Below are 22,751 nucleotides of genomic sequence, written 5' to 3'. Positions count from 1 at the left end.
ATATTACCTTGGTAGACGCTATTCATTGATGATTCTCTTATCCCGTACTAAATGAAAAGTACGGGATTATTTCTAGCAATATTAAGTTTCGTTTTTTGCTGTTAATTCTCAATCAATTTAACTAAGGGTTAATGCTTATTTTGTTAAACAGACAATTCTTAAATTTTTCAAATACCACAAAAAATGCCTTTATTATCACTTCTTCATTTTCAGCACTTTTTCCTGATATAGCGTTTTATATATTGCAGAATTGAATATTAATAAAGCTAGGGTAGCTTTTTTAGCGTTTATATCTATAAATTTAACAAATGATATATCTTGCCATCGTTTCTAGTAGTGATAATCAAATTGTTCGTTTCGCTATTTCATGGTAAAAAAAACTGTTTATCCATACATAGCTTAAGGAACTGGCGTGATAAAAAAAATCTTAGACATTTTCCCTATTTTTGGGAAAAAAGACGTCGATATTACTGAGAAATATCTCCAAGAATCTCTTGTACTGCTTGCTATATTTGATGAAGGGTTACCTAAACGTGCATTAGATTATGTACTTACAGGCAAAAACCCTGAAATTCTTTTTGAATTAAATAAATTGGATGCAGCAAAAGCAGCCGTTTATTTTCATCGTGCAGGAACATTAGAATGGTGGTATGCCAGTAATGTTGATACAGGAAAATATAGTAAAGTTATCACCCAAGGTCTTAATGCCCGCCATAAGCTCTACTCTAAAGTTGGCGAAAGCTTTTCCTTAGAACAAGCCGCTCGTTATGCAAAAGTCATTGCAGCTGCATGCCAAGATATCAATATCAAAGTGACAACAACTGAAGTGCCAACTTGGGTTATTTACCTGTTAGTTGATGCGTTTTACACCACTTATGATAATGCACGTAATCTTAATTTAGAGCATCGTAAACATTGGAGTATGGAATTTATCGCTAATATGGTCGAAGCAGAGGCCAATATTCCAGGCGAAAATGCATTATTTGCAGTATTCGATAGAAAAGATATCTCTGAATATTATGCTTCTAATCTTAAACGTATTTATGAACTTCATGATTTAAAAGATTATCTACTTTCACATCAAGAATTTATTAGAACAGAATTAATCGAAAAACTGTCAGCAAATGGTTTAGTTGAGCTAATTAACTATCTAAATAAAAATACGATATTACGCGATACTTTTGCAGATATTATTGTTTTACTTGCCACCAGCAGTTTAAAAACAGTAAAAAAAGCCGCAGAACCTATTTTGAATACCTTACCGGCTGAAATTGTAAAAGAAAATTTAACTCATGTTTTAATGAATGGTACACCAAAACAACGTACACAAGCGGCTGATTTATTTGCTCGCCAAGGTGAAAACCGTGATGTGCTTGAAGAAGCGTTAAAACATGAAACCTCAAAAGCAGTCATCAAAAGCATTGAAAGTGCCCTACAACGTTTTAGCGTTGTTGATAACGCAAACACCGTTGATGCCATCGAAGCGCCTGATTTTACACCATTAGAAGATACGCCATTACCTGATAGTGCCCGTGATATTATGGTCAATAACTTCAATGAGATGTTAGCTAAAGCGAAAGAAAATGCTGAATGCGAAATTGAAGAAAATAAAACATCGAAGCACTCTTATAATTGGGCACAACGTCATTATAAAGATTTATCTAAGATTGATGAAAAACAATGTCGTGCATTAGTTGATAAACTCAATAGTGGGCAAGGCACTATTCAGTCGAATGAAATCCAAATTATTAAACACAAAAATCGTATTCCTAATTTGCCAGAATACACATTCTTCCATGCTGTGCGGGTGATAACTAACAACCGCCAACATGCCGATCACTTCTCCTCTCACTACTTTAATGGTGATATTCCTGAGCGTTTATTTAGTGATATTGAATTACGACAAGTTGAAAATGTATTAGAAAGATGTAGCTTCAAACGCGCAGCCCGTGTCACAGCGGCACTATGCTTAGAATCTTATCAAGATGGTTTACGCCGTTTTCGTAAACCAGAACAAGTTTGGCCATTCTTCTCTCAGCATACTGATTATATTGCTGAAGCTCTAAACTTAATGCCAAACCAAAGCGAACATCGCTATCGTCAATTTGAAACATCACAAGGTATTGAAGTATTAGGTCGTTTCCCAACAATTCCTGCACAATTTATTCCGCGCATCATGGAATTGGCATTAGGTGAAAACAAAACACACCGCGTTTCTGCACAAAAGTTATTAGAAACACTGCCTAATATTCATTTAAGTGCACAAGAAGGATTAACCTCTAGTAAACAAGAGATCCGTGTTACAGCCATTGAATGGCTAGCTCGCTTAAATAATCCGGATTCCTTACCTGCGCTTAATACCTTATTGAAAAAAGAGAAACGCGAAGTAGTACGAGCCTCTTTACTCACTGCATTAGAGCAATTAGGTGAAGACATTTCGAGCTACTTATCGCCAAAAACGTTATTAGCAGAAGCTGAAAAAGGCCTTAAAGCCAAAGCACCAGCAAGTCTTGCTTGGTTTAATTTTGAGGCAATCCCTGCATTAACATGGGAAAACAAGAAAGCGGTTGATCCTGCGATTATTCGTTGGTGGATTATTCTGGCAGTAAAATTAAAAATGCCAGGAGGCAACGCGCTATTACAACGTTATATCGGCCTGCTTTCTACAGATAGCCAACATAAACTTTCTAGCTTTATTCTACATACCTTCGTTGCTCAGGATATTAAAGGGCCATCACTGGAAGAAGCCATGGTAGAAGCGCAACGTGAAGCGCCGGGACGTTTAAGTAATTATCAAAACTGGGCTAAACGTTATCCTGAATATTATGCTAAATATGAAAACTTCACATTAGAACAAGTGGTTGAAGAGATTAAAAACGAGGTATTACGTCGTTATTTAGGCTCAGCAATCAGTGATAAAGGTATGCTTGCGCTTATCTGTGGTATTGAAGGTCATGTTGCGGTATCTGTACTACGCAACTACATGCGCGATCATTATCAGCGTCGTGCTCAGATTGAAGCGATGATCGATGCTGTTGCTTCAAGCAATGATCCTATTATCATCCAGCTTCTTCTTTCGCTATCTCGTCGCTATCGCACTGCATCTGTTCAGGAGAAAGCCCGTAATTTAGTTACGCAAATCGCAGAGCGTAATGGCTGGAGTGCAGATGAATTAGCCGATAGAACTATTCCAACCGCAGGTTTTGATGATACTGGAACATTAGTGCTGGAATATGGTGAACGTATTTTCACTGCAAAAATGGATGCAAAACAAAAACTTGCTCTGTTTAATCCAGAAGGCAAAGAAGTTAAAGCGTTACCTGCTGCGCGCAAAAATGATGATGCAGAGCTGATTAAAGAAGCGAAAAAACTTTTCACTTCAAGTAAAAAAGAACTTAAACAAGTTATTGAATTACAAAGTGTGCGTTTATATGAAGCTATGTGTGCTCAACGTCAATGGTTAAGTGCAGATTGGCAAGAATATATTTTAGCTCACCCAATTATGCATAAATTAATCGAACAATTAGTTTGGCAGGAAGTTAAAGATGGCGAAGTGATCAATACGTTCCGCCCTTCTGATGATGGCGCATTACTTAACCTTGAAGATGACGAAATCACTTTACAAAACGATTCATTTATTCAATTAGCCCACGCGGCATTAGTTAATGAAGATGAACGTAAAGCATGGATCGCGCATTTTAAAGATTACAAAGTGAAGTTTTTATTCTCACAAATGGAACATAAAATCCCAGAGTTAGATCTAACGCAAACAGAAGTTGAAGACCGAAAAGGCTGGATCACTGACACCTTCACTTTACGCGGTATTTTAACCAAAATGGGTTATCAGCGTGGCCCAGCAGAAGATGGAGGCTCGTTCTCCCACTATTACAAATTCTTCTCTAGTTTAAACTACTACGTCAACATCGGTTTCAGTGGTAGCTATGTGCCAGAGGAAAACATTCCTGCCGTCTTATTCGATTTAAGTTTTGAGAAAAATCAGCAAGATTACTGGGATCGCAATAATGTTGAGCTAAAAGAAGTTCCGCCAATTTTATTAGCTGAAAGCTATGCTGATTATCTAAAAATCGCTGAAGCTTGTGCAGGATTCGATCCTGAATGGGAAAAGAAAACACCTTGGTAATAATTAGGGATAACTAGGAAAGAATATGGCTAAAAAAGCACCCGCAGAACAACAAGCAATCAGGGAAAGTGCTGAGGTTCGATTTGCTCAAGAGTTAGAGTGTTTAACAAAAGCAGATGTAAATAATCCTAAACCACAAGGATGGCTTCGCTCTCCTCGTGCTGTACGCCAATTTATTTTAGGTGATGATGCATTAGGTATCACACCTAAGTTTTTCGGCGACGATGCCTTGGTTGATCGCGCAATTGTCACATTATTAGGCAAGCAAGGTTTAATGCTAGTTGGTGAGCCAGGTACAGCAAAATCAATGCTCTCAGAGCTTTTTGCTGCCGCCATCAGCGGTGATTCAGGATTAACTATTCAAGGCACTGCGGGCACTACAGAAGATCACATCAAGTACTCATGGAACTATGCGTTGTTATTAGCAGAAGGCCCAACAGAGCGCGCTTTAGTGGGATCGCCGCTTTATCAAGGTATGTTACAAGGTAAAATTGTTCGTTTTGAAGAGATAACCCGTTGTCCCCCTGAAATTCAGGATGTACTGGTTTCTTTGATGTCAGAAAAACAGTTAATGATCCCCGAAATGGGTGATGGTGCGCGTATTAGTGCAAAACCTGGGTTTAACCTTATCGGTACAGCAAACTTACGTGATCGTGGTGTCCACGAAATGTCTGCCGCATTAAAACGTCGTTTTAATTTCGAAACGGTAAAACCCATTCGTGATCCGGCATTTGAAATCAGCTTAATTCAATCACAGCTAGAAAATGAATTAGGCTCTTTAGCTAATGAAGTGACGGTACCTGTTGATGTAGTGGAATTACTGGTAACCACATTCCAAGAATTACGTTCAGGTAATACACAAGATGGCGGTAATATCAAAACCCCTGATGCAGTTATGTCTACCGCAGAAGCGGTGAACATTGCTTATGCTTGTGCCTTAGAAGCACATTATTTAGGTGATGGCGTAATGAATGCTGGTGCGATTGCACGCCAATTAATCGGTGTTGTATTAAAAGATAATGCTGATGATATTAAACGTATTCGTTATTACATGGACAATGTAGCTAGAGAACGCGCAAGAAACAGTAAAGAGTGGAAAGCGTTCTTTGATGCATCAAAAGAGTTTTGGCAATAACACGCTGAGATTAATTGCTACACAATAAATACGTTATTTATCAATTAAAGGCAGAGTTTACTGACTCTGCCTTTTCACCCAGAAAAGGGATCGACACGGTGACGCTACCTTCAATACCTTTGCCAGAAAGAATTGACCAAGCACGACTGAAATGGACGTCGTTACAGCAACAACATCTCTATTTTGCCCCTGTACGCCATCACAGCCCCGCTTGTTCTTATGCTGTTTTATCACTAATTAATTCGGTAAAGCCTGACTATATATTAATTGAAGGCCCTGATACCTTTAATTCTCTTATTCCAAGCCTGACTGATAAAGACACCCTGCCTCCGGTGGCTATTATGGGGCAAGCAGAATATTTGCATAATGATGGTAACCAAGAAGAGCGAGAAAAATCACTGCACTCTGCCTATTTTCCATTTTGTGAATATTCTCCTGAATGGCAGGCATTACGAGTTGGTTTACGCATCAATGCAAAAACACGCTTTATCGATTTGCCATGGGCGGCTCAAGTTAATAACGAAGAGTATAGTGATTCACAAAGTCGCAGCTTACAAAAAGAACGTTATTTAGCCCATAGCCAATTTATTGCACAATTAGCCAAAAAATGTCATTGCCGTGATCATGATGATGTTTGGGAGCATCTTTTTGAGCTACGCAACATTGAAGCTTTAGCTGATTGGCAAGCCCTCTTTAATGATACCTTTATTTGGTGTGCTCTTGCGCGTCTTGATTATGAGCCAGAAGTACTTGAATCAGAAGGTTCTTCGCAACGTGAAGCACATATGCTCACTCATATTAAAACCATCAAACAACAAGAGCCCAATGCCAAGATTTTAATTGTAACAGGAGGATTTCATACCCTTGCATTAATTGAAGGTCTAGCTGATTCACAATCTCAATCTTTCGCCATTTCTAGCACAGAGCAAAAACAATTCACTAAAATGCAAAGAATGGCCGAAAAAGAACAAGCTTGGCTTATTCGTTACAGTTTTGACAGATTAGATGCACTTAATGGCTATGCTTCTGGTATGCCATCTCCGGCTTTTTATCAACAAGTTTGGCAAAGTTTGATGCTACAACATCATGATAAATTAGAAAATAATGCTCTTGCTAAACAGCCAACACAAATTTATCGCAATAAAATGGGGATCGCATTTTTAAGCTCAGTGGCTCAATCTATTAGAGAAAAACAATTTGATAATCCACCTAGCTATTTAGCCGTAAAACTGGCTGCCGAGCAAAGTTTACGCCTTGCTTTACTTAGAGATCATGCTGGTATGGGTCGCTATGATTTGCTTGATGGTTTACAAAGTGCCTTTATTAAAGGCAGTTTAGATGATAGCCAAAGCGAGTTATGGACAGAAATTAAAACCTGTTTTTCCGGCTATCTATTAGGCAAAATTCCATTAGGTACAGCAACACCACCGTTGGTAAATGAAACCTATGAACGTGCCAGAGGTTTTCGTTTTAAACTTGATGATACATTAGCAAAAACCACTAAATGCGATGTTTACCGCAACCCTCAACATCGCTTAAGAAGTCGTTTTTTACATTTACTGGCTTTCTTAGAAATCCACTTTGCACATCGAATCAATGGCCCTGACTTTCTTTCTGGTCATCAATTGGATTTATTGTTTGAAGAGTGGCAATACGCTTGGACACCCAATGTGGAAGGAGAGCTGATTTCATTATCAGAGAAAGGCTCACAACTTGAAGCTATCGCCTTAACTAAGTTGTTATCTATGGAAAAACAGCTTGAAGAACAAGGCCAAGGTCGCTCAAGTCAAAGTGCTGTCACTTTATTAACACAAGCAGCATTAATAGGCCTCCACCAGCGCATTCCATCACTCTTTAAACTATTAGATAGCTATATTCAGCAAGATTTTCGCCTTGAGTCATTAACTCAATGTGGACATAAATTGATCCATTTATGGCGAGGTCGTCAATACCTTGATATTACCGATGAGCTAGCACTGGAAAATCGACTACATCACGTTATCCCTCAAGCATTTTTTTGCTTAGAACAACTCGCTCAAGGTGATGAACAACAACAAGAAAGCAATTTACAAGCTTTGCTCTCTTTACGTGAACTGATTGAATTTATGCCATCACTCAATAATCCTCATGATTACAAAAGCGATTTCTATCAGCAACTTAATCGCCTTGATGGTCAACTAGATGCAGTTCCTTTATTAAAAGGTGCTGTTGATGCATTGCGCTATTTAGGCTCATATATTGATGAAACCACGCTGACAAACGCATTAAATGCCACGTTTAGTACAGGAAGTTCTCCTGAACAAGCTATTGGTTATTTTGTCGGGATTATGCGAACAGCACCAGAGCTTGTGATCCGCTTACCTTTATTGGTTGATCACTTAAATACCCTGTTACAACAATGGGATGAAGAGCGTTTCATTCAGATCTTACCTGATCTGCGTTTTGCATTTAGCCAACTTAATCCCAAGCAAAATGCAGAGCTTGCACAATATATTGCCAACGATATTGGTTTAGATACACAAGCGTTATCATTATGGCAGTCAGAATTTAGTGCCAAACAAATGATTGAAGCCACTAAACTCAATCAAAAACTGCAACAGCGTATAACAGAGCAAGGCATAATTTCTTGGTTTGATACTAAGAAAGCAGAGAAAGGAGACAATGCCTATGAGTCAGCATAATGGCGATATGCCTGAAGATAAAATACAACAAGCAAAACGCTGGCGCCTGATTTTAGGTCAATATGCGGATGATGCTCTTGGGCAAGCGACTTTTAATGCTGATGATTTAAAAGTTGAACGTACACTCGACTTTCTCTATCGCCGAGAATATCAGCGCCGAGGGCTTCGCCAAGAGCGAGGACGCCATGGTTCACTCGATGCATCGCAACTTACTGCGGTAAACTGGCTAAATCAAGCACGTAAGCTATTTCCTAATAGCACCTTTGAACGTATGCAATCACAAGCTATTGAACGTTATCAAATCAGTAGCTTTCTTAAAGATCCTAATACGTTAAAAGCAATGGAGCCCACAAAAGCGTTAGCCAAAACACTATTAAGCTTACGTGGACGAATGAGCGAAGAAACACGAGATGCTGTTAAAACTATTATTCGCAAAGTGGTTGAAGATATTTTACGTCAAATTCGTAATAATTTTCGCCAATCATTAACGGGACGTCGTAATCGCTTTAGACGCTCTTTGGTGCCTAATAGTCGCAACTTTGATTGGCGCGCAACTATTGCTGCAAATTTAAAACATTACGATACCCAAAATCGTCGCTTAGTCATTGAAACACCTTATTTTAACTCACGGATGCAACAACATTTTCCGTGGGATGTTATTCTCTGCGTTGACCAAAGTGCGTCAATGTCTAGTTCCATTATGTATGCTGCTGTTTGTGCCAGTATTTTAGCTTCATTGCCTGCCGTTAAAGTCTCTTTAGTGGTTTTTGATACTCAAGTTGTCGATTTATCTCATTTAGCAGACGATCCTGTTGAGGTTTTAATGACCGTACAATTAGGAGGCGGTACTGATATTGCTGGTGCAATGCAATACTGTGAAAGTTTAGTCAAAAACCCTAAACGTACCGTTATTTCACTAATCAGTGACTTTGAAGAAGGTGGCTCATTAAACCGATTATTAGATTGCACACAACGTCTTAATAGCCAACAAGTTAAATTATTAGGGCTTGCGGCACTTGATGATGAAGCTCAACCTGTTTATGACTCTGCGATTGCACAAAAACTTGCGGACAGAGGTATGCAAGTTGCCGCCTTAACACCAGAACATTTCGCACAATGGCTAGCAGAGGTAATGCAATGAGTTGGCAAACCGTTTACTTTCATTACGATGAAGATGCGCTCACTGTATTTGCTAATGCAGGATTATTAAGACGCGCAAGAAAAGACGTTGATAACGAAAAAGTATCACTCACTGATGCCAATACAGGGCAATTCAGTAGTGATGGACAAAGTGTTGTTTTACACGAAGCAGGTATTCAACAAGCCAGTTGCGATTGCTCTGCATCTGGTTGCTGTAAACATATTTTAGCCGCCGTTTTATGGCTACAAGCTAATAATAATGCTGATAATTCAAATAACGATAATAGTGATGAAATATCATCAGAAACCATTACTGAACCTGTTGAAATCATCCCTCTGCTACCCACATTATTTGCTCTTGATCCAGAAGCATTAATCAAAAAAGCGGGTAAACCAGCCTGTCGGACAGCAATTAAATTAATTGAGCAATGGGAAAATATAACATTCAATCTAGAAGACACAGGAATTCAGTTAAAAATTCAACTTCCTGATGTTGATGAGCCTGTTATTTTCTTACAAGCGAGTGGTTACGATGGCATGTTATCACCATTTTCCGACTCACATAAAAAAGCCTTTCATCTTGCTATCGTGGCTAAATTATTTGAGCAATACACGAAACCTTGGGCATGGCCTGAAGATTTAATGACGGTGCAATCTTCTAAACGTCCCCTGAATGATGAAGAAATAGCGCTAATTAATACCATTGAACAATTTATTTATGATTTATTACGCCAAGGGCTATCACATATTAGCTTAAGCAGTGCCACACAGTTGCACTTATTAAATATGTCCGCTCGAGCAGAAGGTTTACCTCGTTTAGCGTCTTATTTACGAACATTAAGCACTCAAGTCAAACTGTTGGCAGAAAGACATTTCACCATGGATGAAAGCAATGTCTTGCGTTTATTAGCCCATATTTCTGCCTATCTATTCCAATTATCTAATGCGACACCAGAACAGTTAAAAGTGTTACGAGGGCAACTTCGTCGTCAATATGATGATAAAAAAAATAGCCTTTCTCTTATTCCGGTTGGGGCAAATTGGTGGACAGCACAAAGTGGCGCATTAGGAGCAACGTTTACCTTTTGGGATAGCGAAGAAAAACAGTTATTACAAGCGACACAAGCGCGCCCTAATCAGCTCGATACCTTGTTTAATCGTTATGGTGTTTGGAACAGTTTGTCATTATGGAAACAAACTGCGGATAAATTAATGCGTCGTCCTTTTTTATTACAAGAGCCTCGTATTTCTGATGAAGGAAAACTCGCCACTATTGGTGATAGTTTTGCTCAAAATCAAGCAGACTTTCTTGATATGACGGACTACAACAATTTACAAACTGAGCTAGGCATCAATAATTGGCGAGATTTGCCCGATTACTTTGCCCATCAAACAGAAGGTTTTCTTTCCCCTCTTGTTTTGCATATCAAAAACTATAAACCTTTAATTTGGTATGAAGTAGAGCAATGCATAATTTGGGAAGTGTCAGATAATCATGAGAATTCAGCATTCTTGCGCCTTTATTGGGAAGGAACAACACAAAATAATCTAGAAGAGTTGCGCTTTCTTACCAAAAAAGAGTTAGAAATTGTCGCAATCACGGTGCAACCCGTTCGACGTGATCTCAATATAGACTTGTTACCAACGACTATTTGGATCAAAACAGAAAAAGGCATTGAACTGTTTTATCTCGATTTTGACCAATTTCCACGTAAGAAAAAACAATCAGGCTTTATTAGCCGTATTCAAGAATATATGGCTAAACGTAAGCAACAAACAGCAATGCATCACAGTGAACCGACTCTAGCACAAAAGTTCTGTCGCCCTATTTTATCGGTATTAGAAGCTCAAGCGTGTACTGGACGGGAATTACTTTCAGAAATGCAAAAAGAGCAATTAGAAATAAGCAAACATACCGCAGATGATTTAGGAATGACATTAATAGCTGATCAATTGGCTTATTATTTGGCGTTAACTTCCCGCGACTCACGGACGTTATTACAGTTAATTTGGCTATGCGATAATCTGCAACAATTACAAAGTCCGTTACCTATTCAACTTAACGAATAATTGGTATTAGCGAAAAAAAGCTATCTCTCAAATTAAAGAGAGATAGCTTTTAAGATAAGAATAAATAATGGGTTTATGCTGGATTATCAATATCAACAAATGTCACATCTAAATGATGTGTTTGAGCCAGCCATTCACCTAATGCTTTAATACCATAACGCTCTGTTGCATGATGCCCAGCAGCAAAGAAATGAACCCCCATTTCTCTTGCGATATGAATTGTCTGTTCTGAGACTTCACCTGTCACAAAAGCATCTACACCTTGCTCTGCAGCATCTTGAATAAAGCCCTGTCCGCCGCCCGTACACCAAGCAATATTACGAATAGTTTCAGGGGCATTATCACCACAATGTAATACATTGCGTTGTAACGCTTTTTCTAAACGTTCTTTTAATTCAAGAGGTGTTAAAGGTAAATCAAATACGCCTTTAGGCAATAAAGGTAATATTTCACCTTCAACTTTAACCCCCATTTTTAATGCTAATTGAGCATTGTTACCTAAGATTGGGTGAGCATCTAACGGCAGGTGATAACCAAAAAGATTAATGTCATTGCAAAGTAATGTCTTTAAGCGGTTACGCTTCATTGAACGAATAACAACGGGCTCATTTTTCCAAAAGTAACCGTGGTGTACTAAAATTGCATCAGCGTTTAATCGTACTGCTTCATCGAGTAATGCTTGGCTTGCAGTCACACCCGTGACTATTTTTTGAATATGAGGGCGTCCTTCGACTTGAAGTCCATTAGGCGCATAATCTTGAAAGTTCTCAATGCTTAACTTCTCATTAATCACTAATTCCAGATCAGTATTCTTCATTTCATTTATTTCCCTGTTATCACGAATACCACTATTTATATAACAATAGTAAAAATAGCAATAGGTTAGTGGCATTCGTTTAAATGACTCATTATTGTTTATTGTAACGTAAAAATTGAAGATTATTTGAAGTTAAGAAAAAACGAGAAGATAGCATTACAAAAATGCTTAAAAAAGAGGAATAAAAATAACGCCTACTTATGTAAGCGTTATTTTGATGTTCTGTTATTTGTGGCTATTTAATGCCACTTCTGATTTTGCCAGCCAAACTGGTTTATCACTTGTTTTAGACCATACACGGTGTATATAGCTATAAAATTGTGCACGTTTAGGATGGAAAACCATAACAGGAAATGCCGCAACACCTAGCGCAACAGCACCAGTACGACGGGCCAAAACATGTTTTTTTGTATATTCGTTATAAGCTGGCATAGTGCTCTCCTGTATAGAGATTAATTTGATGTTGAAATTTTACCTCATTTGATGAAATTTTACTACTGATCAGACCACTCAATTCGTGCGAAAAATCACCTTTATTTTGCTTGATATGTAATTAAATTTCAGAATAGAAACAAAAATGAAACATAAGTGACATAATTGTTAACAGAATTAGATCGGTATTTTTACTTAATAAAAGTTGTAGTAAATAATTTCGAGGATAAATTATCAAAAAAGAAAAAATCAAATAAGAGAAGAGAAGAGAAGTAGAATATTCAAGAATGCAGGTTTTAGTATTAACAACATAGATCTGCTACTAAATAATATACGACTGAATAATACATTTAGCAGTGAGTAATGAAGTATTTATTCAGGAAAATCAAGAAAATCAACGTCCATTGAATGATGGATAAGGCGAGCGATAAATAAGGCATCATTTTTTGGTAGATAATAAATTGAGTGTTTTTTAAACTCAAATCGTCTCATGCCATCACACACCCAATTGCACTCTCGCCCAATCCAAGGTGCTCGAGCAAGTAGCTCAAATGTCTGTTTTAACTCATTATGGTATTTTTTTGCCTGAGTCACACCAAATTGCTGAATGGTATAACGTGCAATTTGATAAATATCTTCTTCTGCTAATTTAGAAAGTTTATACATTTAAGTCCTTTTCAGCTCTTGTAAAAATATCATCCATGTTATTTTCACTTTCTGGTGAATTCACACCATCTAGTACCATTTTACGAATTATTTGGATCCGTTCTTCTCTGATTTCCATCATACGTAAAGCATCTCTGATTACCTCGGAGGTATTTCCATAACGTCCTGAATTAATCATTTCACCAACAAAATCATTAAAATGTTCACCCAAAGTTACGCTAGTTACTCGTGCCATAAATCCTTCCTACATTGTATTACTTAGTAATACAACAGTAGCAATAAATTTATTAATTTGCCATCTAATACCATAAAAAAACACCCCACTATTGAAAACCAATTTTGAGGTGTCATCAGTAAATAGAGAATTTTATAGCTTAAAATACCCTGAACTTATTTCTTAACTGCTTTACCTTTACCACGTAGGGTTTCGGTTAATCCTTTCAGGAAATATCTTACAAGCTGATCGCCACAATTACGGTAGTTTTTATGCCCTGGTTTACGAAATACAGCACTTAATTCAGGCTTAGAAACACGGAAATCCGCAAGCTCATAAATATTTAGAATATCCACATCTTTTAATTCAAAAGCGACACGCAGTTTTTTTAGGATAATGTTATTTGTGATACGCTTTTCAACTTCAGGTGCTGGGAAGTTTTCATCTTTTCCACGACGATAAAAAATTAGTCCATTTAAAAAATGTCCCATCGCATTATCGTCACACTCGACAAATTCAGGTTCATCGTCTTTTTTCAGCCAGCTATTTACTAACTCTTTTGTAACTGTAAAATCAGCCAATTTCATGATTTCAACAACATGTGCATCACTTAGATCCAGCATGTAGCGTACACTTCGTAAAACAAAATTATTTTGCATTGTATTGATTATCCACTCTATTTTTAATTCTAAATCAACCTCAATGATGGATATCAATGCTGTGATCTAAAAATATTCAATAATTAAAAAAATACACTCTACCTTTGGGTAGAGTGTATTCTATATAAATAGTTTATTGCACTAACTTATTTGTTAGCAAAAACATTATTTACTATTTCAATCGCTTCTTTTTCAATTAATTCACGATGCTCAGGGCCTCGGAAGCTTTCACAGTAAATCTTATATGCTTCTTCAGTACCAGAAGGACGAGCAGCAAACCAACCGTAATCAGTCATCACTTTTAAGCCACCAATAGATGCGCCATTACCTGATGCATGTGTTAAACGTGCAGTAATCGGATCGCCTGCTAATGTGCTTGCAGTCACCATTTCAGGTGATAAGCGTGACAACAGCGCTTTTTGTTCATGAGTTGCTGATGCTTGAATACGATTATAGCTTGGTGAACCAAAGCGTTGTGCTAATTCGTTGTAATGCTCTTGCGGATCTTTGCCTGTTACCGCTTTCATTTCAGCAGCTAACAGACATAAAATGATGCCGTCTTTATCGGTTGACCATGGTTTGCCATTAAACCGTAAGAAAGATGCACCTGCGCTTTCCTCACCACCAAAGCCAAACTCACCACTAAATAAACCTTGAACAAACCATTTAAAGCCAACTGGTACTTCAACAAGTTCACGACCTAAATCTGCCACAACACGATCAATCATTGCACTTGAAACCAGTGTCTTACCCACTTTTACATCTTGAGCCCATTGTGGACGATGACGGAAAAGATAGTTAATTGCAGCCGCTAAGTAGTGGTTAGGATTCATTAAACCAGACGGTGTCACAATACCATGGCGATCGTAATCAGGATCGTTAGCAAAAGCTAAATCGAATTTATCACGCAGTTGTAATAGACCTTCCATTGCCCAAGGTGATGAACAGTCCATCCGAATAACGCCATCATGATCGAGCGTCATAAAACGGAATGTCTGATCGACTTGATCGTTAACTAATTCAAGATCAAGGCCATAATATTCACCAATGCGTTTCCAGTACTCGATACCAGAACCACCTAATGGATCAACACCTAATTTTAAGCCTGCTTTCTTAATGGCTTCCATATCAACAACGTCACCTAACGCTTTGACATAAGGCATAATTAAGTCTTGAGCTTCAATATAATCACTCGCCAAGGCTTCATCATAAGAAAGACGTTTGATCCCTGCTAAATTACTTTCAAGCAGTTCATTAGCACGTTTTTCAATAACAGAAGTTAAATCGGTATCAGCAGGCCCGCCATTTGATGGGTTATATTTAATACCGCCATCTTCAGGTGGGTTATGTGATGGCGTGATCACAATACCATCAGCAATATCTTGATGTGCATCGTTGTAAGTCAAAATAGAAAAAGAGACTGCCGGTGTGGGTGTATAGCCATTATTTTCTTGAATAATCACTTTCACTTTATTAGCAGCGAGTACTTCTAAAACAGAAATAAATGCAGGCTCTGACAGTCCATGAGTATCTTTACCCACGTAACATGGCCCTGTTACTCCATTTTTTGCACGTACTTCAGCAATAGCTTGTGCAATTGCCAAAATATGGGCTTCATTGAAGCTATGGCGATTTGCACTTCCGCGATGGCCAGATGTACCGAACTTCACACGATGAGCATTAATGCTAGCTTGTGGTTTAAGTGAATAATATTGCGACGTTAATTGTGCCACATTAATCAGATCACTTTGACAAGTATGCTGCCCTGCTCTTGGATGAATTGCCACAAATCTTCTCCTATTTGACATCACAAGCACGCTTTAAACAAAAGCCTTTGCAATGCATCAATTAACAATAGTGGTTAGATAGTTCCACACACCTTATCAATCTCATTCGCAGGGAATTGCATATCCTGCATGATGCTTTGTACCATTGTTCTTTTACGCTCTGTATTGGAGTTAGTAATAACCCAAAATGGCGTGCCTGAAATATGGCGCGGTTTTGTATGACGTCCACTATCGAGTAATGTTTGTTCATCACCAGCAAAATAGATGCGTGTTCGTCCATGTACTGTTTCAGCAGATTGAGTAAAAGTAGCACTATCTAGGCTATATAACGTAGAAAGGATCTGTAAAAAACGATCAACTGATTTTGTTTTTTCTGCATAGCTGTCAGATAACAACAGTTCTCGCATTTCACGGACCGGATTTTTTGCTGGTGTAATCGATTTAGGTTCAGCTTCCTGTTTAATAACAGGTGCTTGTACTGACTCAGTGACAACGACTGGCTGTACGGGCTGTTTGGCATCAAGCTTCAGTAGACGCCTTAAAATATCTGAAGCGCTTTCACCGATATGTCTAGTTTCGCTAGCAATATAGCGGTAAAGTTCGTCATCAATTTCTATCTTTTTCATTGCTACCCAGTACTGTTTTCAAAAAAAAGTAATTAGGATTATAAGATATAATCTTTAAAAACAAAATAGGTAAAATTTCAATAACTTAAAGAAGATCTATACAAGATCCAGCCATTTCAATGGCTAAGCTTGGTATTTATCCTATTGTTTATCTCGGTATCATCTTCTATTCTTTGAACTTATTCAAACAAAGCCTGCTTCAAATACCGCCTTCTCACACTACACCAACCATCAAATAATATAAAATTCTAAATATTTATTTTTGAGCAATATCAAGATTTCAACTTTTTAAATAAGTTTAGAATAAATATCTAGATAATGTCACTTATCTAGTTTTTTATAAATTTCCCTTATCAATTATTTCTGCTCTTAATCACTCACGCATATTATTACGATAAGTTGGCTTAGCACCTTGTGCATGTCATCATAGAAAAAATCGCAATTATTTTTTGGTCATTAACATGAAACTCAATACATTATTAAATTATCAATTACATCAACCTGAAACAGCACCTGCATCCGATTTACCTATTGTTTTGATCCACGGTCTTTTTGGTGACTTAAATAATTTAGGCATATTAGGGCGTGATCTACGCAAAGACCACTCCGTGATCCAAATTGACGTGCGTAATCATGGACATTCTCCTCATAGCGAAAGTATGAACTATCAAGATATGGCACAAGATGTACTTACATTACTTGATAGTTTACATATCTCAAAAGCCATCATTATTGGGCACTCCATGGGGGGAAAAATAGCAATGGCAATGACGGCATTAGCACCAGAGCGAATTGCTCGCATTGTCGTAATAGATATGTCACCTGTAGCTTACAATGTCCGTCGCCACGATAACATTTTTGCGGCACTCGAAGCCGTCAGTAAAGCTCAAGTTACACGACGTCAAGATGCAGTAGAAATTATGAGTCCCTTTATTAAAGAAGAGGGAGTTATTCAGTTTTTACTTAAATCATTTAAAAGTGGTGAATGGCTATTTAATTTATCTGCAATCAAAAATGCTTATTCAGACATTATTGGTTGGAAAGAAGTTCCTGCTTGGAATTATCCGGTGCTATTTATTCGCGGTGGTTTATCACCTTATATATTAGATGAATACCGTAATGATATTGCACGCCAATTTCCGCAAGCTAGCGCTTTTGTCGTAGCAAATACTGGACACTGGGTACATTCAGAAAAGCCTAGCACTGTTATTAACGCTATTCGTCGTTTTTTATCCAAAGCTTAATTTATTGCCTAAAGTGACGCCATTAAGAAAGTAATAATTTAGCTGAATGTATAATTATTGTACTTAATCACGCAATCTGTCGATAAAAAGACCAAATGACAATAGGTTAAACTCAGGAAGCAGTGGCAGGACGCCACTATGTGGGGTATTATTGGGCGTTTCGCAATTTAGTCATTGGTATACGCCCTTTCACAGCAAAATTTATGGCAAAAGAACAAACTGATCGCACCACACTGGATTTGTTCGCAGATGAACGCAGACCTGGGCGACCTAAAACAAACCCGCTTTCTCGGGATGAACAGCTTAGAATTAATAAACGCAACCAATTAAGACGAGACAGAGTCAATGGTTTACGTCGAGTTGAGTTGAAATTAAATGAGGACGCTGTGAATGCACTTAATGAGTTGGCGACTGCAAGAAATGTTAGCCGTAGCGAGCTTATTGAAGAAATATTACTAGAACAATTGGCGCAAAATCACGCCTTGAAAATACATCAAAATGAGAATAGCTAGCAGCTAAACCACACAAATTCGACAGAATTACACTGCTATTTTCGTCAAAATACGTTTTTTAGTTTTCTATTATGAAAACAAGATGTTTATTTTTCACTAGTAATTGTTCAAACACAGACAAATATACTCTAACTATTTTGAAGTGTGGCTAGGTGGTAAGTAAAGGCGTTACTGGTACATACAAAGTATGTAATTAGTACGAATTAACGTAGCCAACAACGCAACAATTTGAAGTATAACGAATATAGAATAAAAGAGGTTATCTCACTTTATGGCAATCATAGGTATATTCTTCGGCAGTGATACCGGCAACACTGAAAATATTGCCAAAATGCTTCAAGAAAGACTGGGGGCTGATAATGCCGAAGTTCATGATATCGCAAAATCCAGTAAAGAAGATATCGAAGCATTTGATATTCTGTTACTAGGTATTCCTACTTGGTATTATGGTGAAGCACAATGCGATTGGGATGACTTTTTCCCAACACTAGAAGATATTAATTTTGACGGTAAGCTGGTTGCACTGTTCGGTTGTGGCGACCAAGAGGACTATGCAGAATACTTCTGTGATGCAATGGGCACAATCCGCGATATTATTGAACCTCGTGGTGCTGTCATTGTGGGTCACTGGCCAACAGAAGGTTACCATTTTGAAGCCTCTAAAGGGCTTGCAGATGATAATCACTTTATCGGCCTTGCGATTGACGAAGACCGTCAACCAGAATTAACCGAAGAGCGTGTTGATGCTTGGGTTGCTCAAATCAAAGAAGAAATGAGCCTAGATGAAATTCTGGGATAAATAAATACTCAATATTGAGAATGATAATTATTCAATGGTGTGCTAAGATAGTGTGATAGGTAGGGGTGTTTATTTTTAAATATCATGCCTATAATCAATAAGGTTATTTATTCACCCGAGTGTTAATGAATCAACCCTATTAGTGAGCACAAAAATTAAATTCACCATTAGCAACAGGATTAAATCCGCATGACCGACAATAATAAAGCGTTAAAAAATGCTGGGTTAAAAGTTACACTTCCTCGCTTAAAGATCTTGGAAGTGCTCCAGGATCCTGAGTGCCATCATGTCAGTGCTGAAGATCTCTATAAAAAACTCATCGATATCGGTGAAGAGATTGGTCTGGCAACCGTGTATCGCGTCTTAAACCAATTTGACGATGCTGGTATTGTTACCCGACATAATTTTGAAGGTGGTAAATCAGTATTTGAATTAACTCAACAACACCATCACGATCATTTAATTTGTCTTGATTGTGGTAAAGTTATCGAGTTTACAGATGATGCGATTGAAGTGCGCCAAAGAAACATCGCTGAACGTCATGGTATCAAGCTTTCCAATCATAGCCTTTATTTATATGGCCACTGTGCTGAAGGCAATTGTAAAGAAGATAGCCACGCACATGATGAGAAATAATTCATTCTGGATAATCTCTCAGTAAAAAAAAGGAACTGTCTACAGTTCCTTTTTATTGCCTAAAATCCGAGGATAACTCTACTTAGCCACACTGATACTGTGTTTAATATGTTTTAAATGAACCACGATAGTAAATGTAACAATGACTAACAGTGACCAAGAGCCCCATTTTCCTGCATGTACAGCAGACCAAGCACCAATTTGGTTAGGATATTGCCATACGCCAAAAAATGTACCGAAATTCTCAGCAAGCCAAATAAAGAAACCTATCAGAACAAAAGCCAATAATAGTGGCATTTTTCGCTCTGTATCATAAGGCGTAAAATAAACCACACTACGGGCATAAAGACCTAAAATAAAGGCAGTTAAATACCAGCGATAATCACCGATAAAGTGATGAGAAAAGAAATTAATATAGATAGCGAGCGCAACCAAAGTTGCCATCCAATAAGGTGGATAATGTTCAATTCGTACTTTTAAAAAACGCCATGCTTGAATTAAATAACTTCCTACCGCGGAATACATAAACCCTGTAAATAAAGGGACTTCCCACAATTTAGTGTAAGCAAAATCAGGGTATTTCCACGATCCAATTGCCGCTGATGTTTTAAATAATTCCATCACAAAACCAACAATGTGGAAAAAACAGATCGCTTTTAATTCATCCCATGTTTCGAGTTTTCCCCATACCATCCATAATTGGAAAGCAATAGCGAGAATAAGTAAAACGTCATAACGAGGTATCCCTAATATTCCTTTACTTGGTGTTACAAATAAAATAAAAAAGAAAAATCCCGCAAATAAACAAGAACGCGCTTCTTTCACACCAAAAAAAAGAAATTCAACAATAAATCGTTTTATACCTTTAAAAGGCTTCAATGGTGGTTCTAATAAAAAATCATCCAATCGCTTTAACATGCTTCTTCCTGAAAACGTGCATTATTAAATAGTATTCAATGCAGAATAATAAATTAAGGAGAGATAAAATGAATGAGAAGAAATTTGCCATAGAATGAAAAAACGCACAAGGATGAAAAGGACGAAAAAGAAAGGATTTAAAAATAAAGGTATTTACCCCCCACTACGATACCCACTCTGACTGCCTTTTAGGGTAAATACCTTACGCAAATTTTGCGAAATAACTGAAGCTCAAGAGATAAACATAACCCACTCACATTTATCTCAGACGACATAACATGACATGACGACTTTACTTCTACTTTTTACTACTGCTGACAACTTCACTTTATTAACGAGGCTAATTTTTGAGAATAATATTTATTCTTTTTAATTTATCCCTACTCTTTCTATTAGTTATTTTTACTTATCGTAATCGTATTTAGCTTTTTATTTTTATTCAGGATAAAGTGCAATTAATACACTTTATCCTCACTCTGATATTAGAAAATAGTAAATGGCATAATTACGTTAAATTTAACGTCTTTTTCATCTTGGAAGATATTACCAAAACCACCTTCATAACTTGGGATATCGGAATGGTTATCATAACGGGTATAATGAAGCTTAAAGAGTGTCCCTTTAGCGCGACCTTCTTGAACCGTATACATAATATCCGCATTCCACGCACTTTCTCTGATGCGCTGACCTTGATCATAAATGGCTTTACCACTTGGTTTAGCATCCCATGCATAAACATAAGAAGTACCTACCGCCCAGCCAGATAGATCCCAATTTTTCAGGTCGTACATTACACCCGCATAAAGTGCTTTTTCACCGTTGGCGTTAAAGTCAGAACGACCATCCCACCACACATCAAGACGACCATTTGATGTCGCCCAACCCGGAGTCATACGTTGTAAGAAATAACCTTGATTACCTTCAGCTTTAACCCATGTTCCTTCTACTTTGAAGTCAAATACATTGTAGGTATAACCAAAAGTCAGTGCTTGTAACCATGCCAGCCCATCATAAACATCATTAACGCCACCACCGGTCACTTTATCTTTAGCACCGTAGAATTGGTAAGACGTTCTTAATGCATTGTCAGCAATTGGGAAATCATAAGAAACTTTACCAAAATACTGATCGATATAACCATCAGCCTGACCAAATGCAGCTTCTAACACAAGGCTGTTTTTAAAATCATATTTGGCGCCGAAAGAGTGAAGATAGCTGATATTCGTTTCTAGATCAGCTTTACGGAAGTTATACATATTCCGATACCATGGTGCTTTGTATTCATCTGTCCACATATAGGAGAAAGATAATTCACCACTTTTATCGAAATCGAAGACTGCACCAGCTTCAGCACCGCGGTAAGTTCCTGGTAAGAAGCTCCAATGTGGACGCAATAAACTTTGGCCTTTAGGTTGAATATACCCACCTTGTGCCCAGAAGTTGCCTAATTTGAATTTCGCAGCTGCTTTATAAACGCTCATACCACTGCGATCGCCAGTCCATTTTTCATCCCAGCGACTTTTTGCATCACTAAAACCGATTTCATTAGGTGCAGCAGGGCCACTATTATTCAATTCAGCCGCACCAAAGGCAGCTAAATCAATACCAATAAAATCACCTAGGTAACCTGATGAGAAGTCTAGATTAGCGTTGAAAGTAGAATGGTGTAGGTTGGCTTTGTATTTACCGTAATCAGGACTATTTGGTGTTAACTCTTTTCTATCACGGTCACGTTGCCAATAAAAAAGACCACCTGTTAAGGTTGAGTCATCAATAAATCCTTCAGCATGAGACATTTTTGCAGGTAGTGCAGTTACAAGCAATGCGCCCATAACGGCAAGTGCCACCCTGCCTGGTTTAGCATGTTGCATAACCATAGCATTGTTTCCTCTTTGACTTTGACTAAAAAAGAAATAAGCACAATGCCTATTTCCAAATATAAAACCCCAAGTGGGGAAAAAACCTAAATTAGGTTAGAAACAGCATATTTTTCGCGACGCGAATTATCAACCAAAAAAAAAGAATTTTTATCAAAATATGACCAAGGGCACATAACTAAATGATCGTTTCATTTTCTTGCTTTTATAAGCTCTCATTAAAAATAAACATAACAAATTGATTTAATTTAATTTTTTAGACTAATCTTTAAACGATATTAGATTTCGTTTTTATTAAAAGGAATAATAAGTAGTGCTTATAAATAATCTTTTTTAACGTTGTAAAATATGTGCTTTAAATCACACTTTTCTTACTACAGTCTTATTGAATGAAATG

18 protein-coding genes are annotated in these 22,751 nt (G+C 37.6%); 9 read left to right on the top strand and 9 right to left on the bottom strand.

The genetic code is table 11. The annotated features are described in order from the left end of the window. Window positions 1-412: 412 nt before the first annotated feature. From LW139_RS05555 to LW139_RS05535, 5 genes are all read left to right on the top strand, one after another. Window positions 413-4,141, top strand: coding sequence for a DUF4132 domain-containing protein (locus tag LW139_RS05555; RefSeq protein ID WP_247850727.1), 3,729 nt, complete (start codon window positions 413-415; stop codon window positions 4,139-4,141). 25 nt (window positions 4,142-4,166) lie between these two features. After that, the gene (locus LW139_RS05550) at window positions 4,167-5,276 is read left to right on the top strand and encodes an ATP-binding protein (protein WP_109410011.1); all 1,110 of its coding nucleotides are present in this window, start codon (window positions 4,167-4,169) and stop codon (window positions 5,274-5,276) included. A gap of 98 nt (window positions 5,277-5,374) precedes the next feature. Further along, entirely contained in the window at window positions 5,375-7,957 is a 2,583-nt protein-coding gene (locus LW139_RS05545; RefSeq protein WP_166541041.1) for a DUF5682 family protein, read from the top strand. Beyond that, entirely contained in the window at window positions 7,944-9,098 is a 1,155-nt protein-coding gene (locus tag LW139_RS05540; protein ID WP_247850726.1) for a VWA domain-containing protein, read from the top strand. Before LW139_RS05545 ends, LW139_RS05540 begins: the two co-directional genes overlap by 14 nt. After that, a complete protein-coding gene (locus LW139_RS05535; RefSeq protein ID WP_166541027.1) occupies window positions 9,095-11,167 on the top strand; it encodes an SWIM zinc finger family protein in 2,073 nt (690 codons plus the stop codon). The genes LW139_RS05540 and LW139_RS05535 overlap by 4 nt, the downstream gene beginning before the upstream one ends. 73 nt (window positions 11,168-11,240) lie before the next feature. Here the strand turns inward: LW139_RS05535 and LW139_RS05530 are convergent, their stop codons facing one another. The 7 genes from LW139_RS05530 to seqA form a co-directional block, all read right to left on the bottom strand. Then, entirely contained in the window at window positions 11,241-11,984 is a 744-nt protein-coding gene (locus LW139_RS05530; protein WP_166541026.1) for a type 2 GTP cyclohydrolase I, read from the bottom strand. Between the two features lie 225 nt (window positions 11,985-12,209). Next, on the bottom strand, window positions 12,210-12,416 hold the full coding sequence (locus LW139_RS05525; RefSeq protein ID WP_072070216.1) for a YbfA family protein: 207 nt from the start codon (window positions 12,414-12,416) through the stop codon (window positions 12,210-12,212). Window positions 12,417-12,788: 372 nt separating this feature from the next. Beyond that, window positions 12,789-13,082 carry a type II toxin-antitoxin system RelE/ParE family toxin gene (locus LW139_RS05520; protein WP_166541025.1) on the bottom strand — a complete coding sequence of 98 codons (294 nt, stop codon included), beginning with the start codon at window positions 13,080-13,082 and terminating at the stop codon, window positions 12,789-12,791. Next, window positions 13,075-13,317, bottom strand: coding sequence for a type II toxin-antitoxin system ParD family antitoxin (locus tag LW139_RS05515; RefSeq protein WP_166541024.1), 243 nt, complete (start codon window positions 13,315-13,317; stop codon window positions 13,075-13,077). The genes LW139_RS05520 and LW139_RS05515 overlap by 8 nt, the downstream gene beginning before the upstream one ends. 155 nt (window positions 13,318-13,472) lie before the next feature. Beyond that, window positions 13,473-13,955 carry a DUF1456 family protein gene (locus LW139_RS05510; protein WP_166541023.1) on the bottom strand — a complete coding sequence of 161 codons (483 nt, stop codon included), beginning with the start codon at window positions 13,953-13,955 and terminating at the stop codon, window positions 13,473-13,475. 146 nt (window positions 13,956-14,101) lie between these two features. Next, window positions 14,102-15,742 (bottom strand): phosphoglucomutase (alpha-D-glucose-1,6-bisphosphate-dependent), encoded by a 1,641-nt coding sequence (gene pgm, locus LW139_RS05505; RefSeq protein ID WP_166541022.1) that lies wholly within the window; start codon window positions 15,740-15,742, stop codon window positions 14,102-14,104. A 74-nt stretch (window positions 15,743-15,816) separates the two neighbouring features. Next, window positions 15,817-16,368, bottom strand: coding sequence for a replication initiation negative regulator SeqA (gene seqA / locus LW139_RS05500; protein WP_072070220.1), 552 nt, complete (start codon window positions 16,366-16,368; stop codon window positions 15,817-15,819). Between the two features lie 461 nt (window positions 16,369-16,829). On the opposite strand from seqA, the gene ybfF reads away from it, so the two are divergent. The 4 genes from ybfF (at window position 16,830) to fur (ending at window position 19,559) form a co-directional block, all read left to right on the top strand. Continuing rightward, window positions 16,830-17,612: an esterase gene (ybfF, locus tag LW139_RS05495; protein WP_227336560.1), complete on the top strand. Its 783-nt coding sequence runs from the start codon at window positions 16,830-16,832 to the stop codon at window positions 17,610-17,612. A 203-nt stretch (window positions 17,613-17,815) separates the two neighbouring features. Next, entirely contained in the window at window positions 17,816-18,124 is a 309-nt protein-coding gene (ybfE, locus tag LW139_RS05490) for a LexA regulated protein (RefSeq protein WP_109410031.1), read from the top strand. Window positions 18,125-18,395: 271 nt separating this feature from the next. Beyond that, complete coding sequence (fldA, locus tag LW139_RS05485) at window positions 18,396-18,923, top strand: flavodoxin FldA (protein ID WP_109410002.1); 528 nt, start codon at window positions 18,396-18,398, stop codon at window positions 18,921-18,923. Window positions 18,924-19,112: 189 nt separating this feature from the next. Next, window positions 19,113-19,559 carry a ferric iron uptake transcriptional regulator gene (gene fur / locus LW139_RS05480; RefSeq protein ID WP_006537692.1) on the top strand — a complete coding sequence of 149 codons (447 nt, stop codon included), beginning with the start codon at window positions 19,113-19,115 and terminating at the stop codon, window positions 19,557-19,559. 78 nt (window positions 19,560-19,637) lie between these two features. Here fur and LW139_RS05475 read toward each other — a convergent pair whose 3' ends face one another. Both LW139_RS05475 and chiP read right to left on the bottom strand, forming a co-directional pair. Then, window positions 19,638-20,477, bottom strand: coding sequence for a DUF817 domain-containing protein (locus tag LW139_RS05475; protein ID WP_166540961.1), 840 nt, complete (start codon window positions 20,475-20,477; stop codon window positions 19,638-19,640). 482 nt (window positions 20,478-20,959) lie between these two features. Then, complete coding sequence (gene chiP / locus LW139_RS05470) at window positions 20,960-22,354, bottom strand: chitoporin ChiP (RefSeq protein WP_099075900.1); 1,395 nt, start codon at window positions 22,352-22,354, stop codon at window positions 20,960-20,962. Window positions 22,355-22,751: the final 397 nt, after the last annotated feature.

This window comes from Proteus vulgaris, assembly GCF_023100685.1.
Taxonomy (GTDB): Bacteria; Pseudomonadota; Gammaproteobacteria; order Enterobacterales; family Enterobacteriaceae; genus Proteus.
Note: the sequence above shows the minus strand (reverse complement) of the source record. Positions and strands in the feature narration are given on the sequence as shown.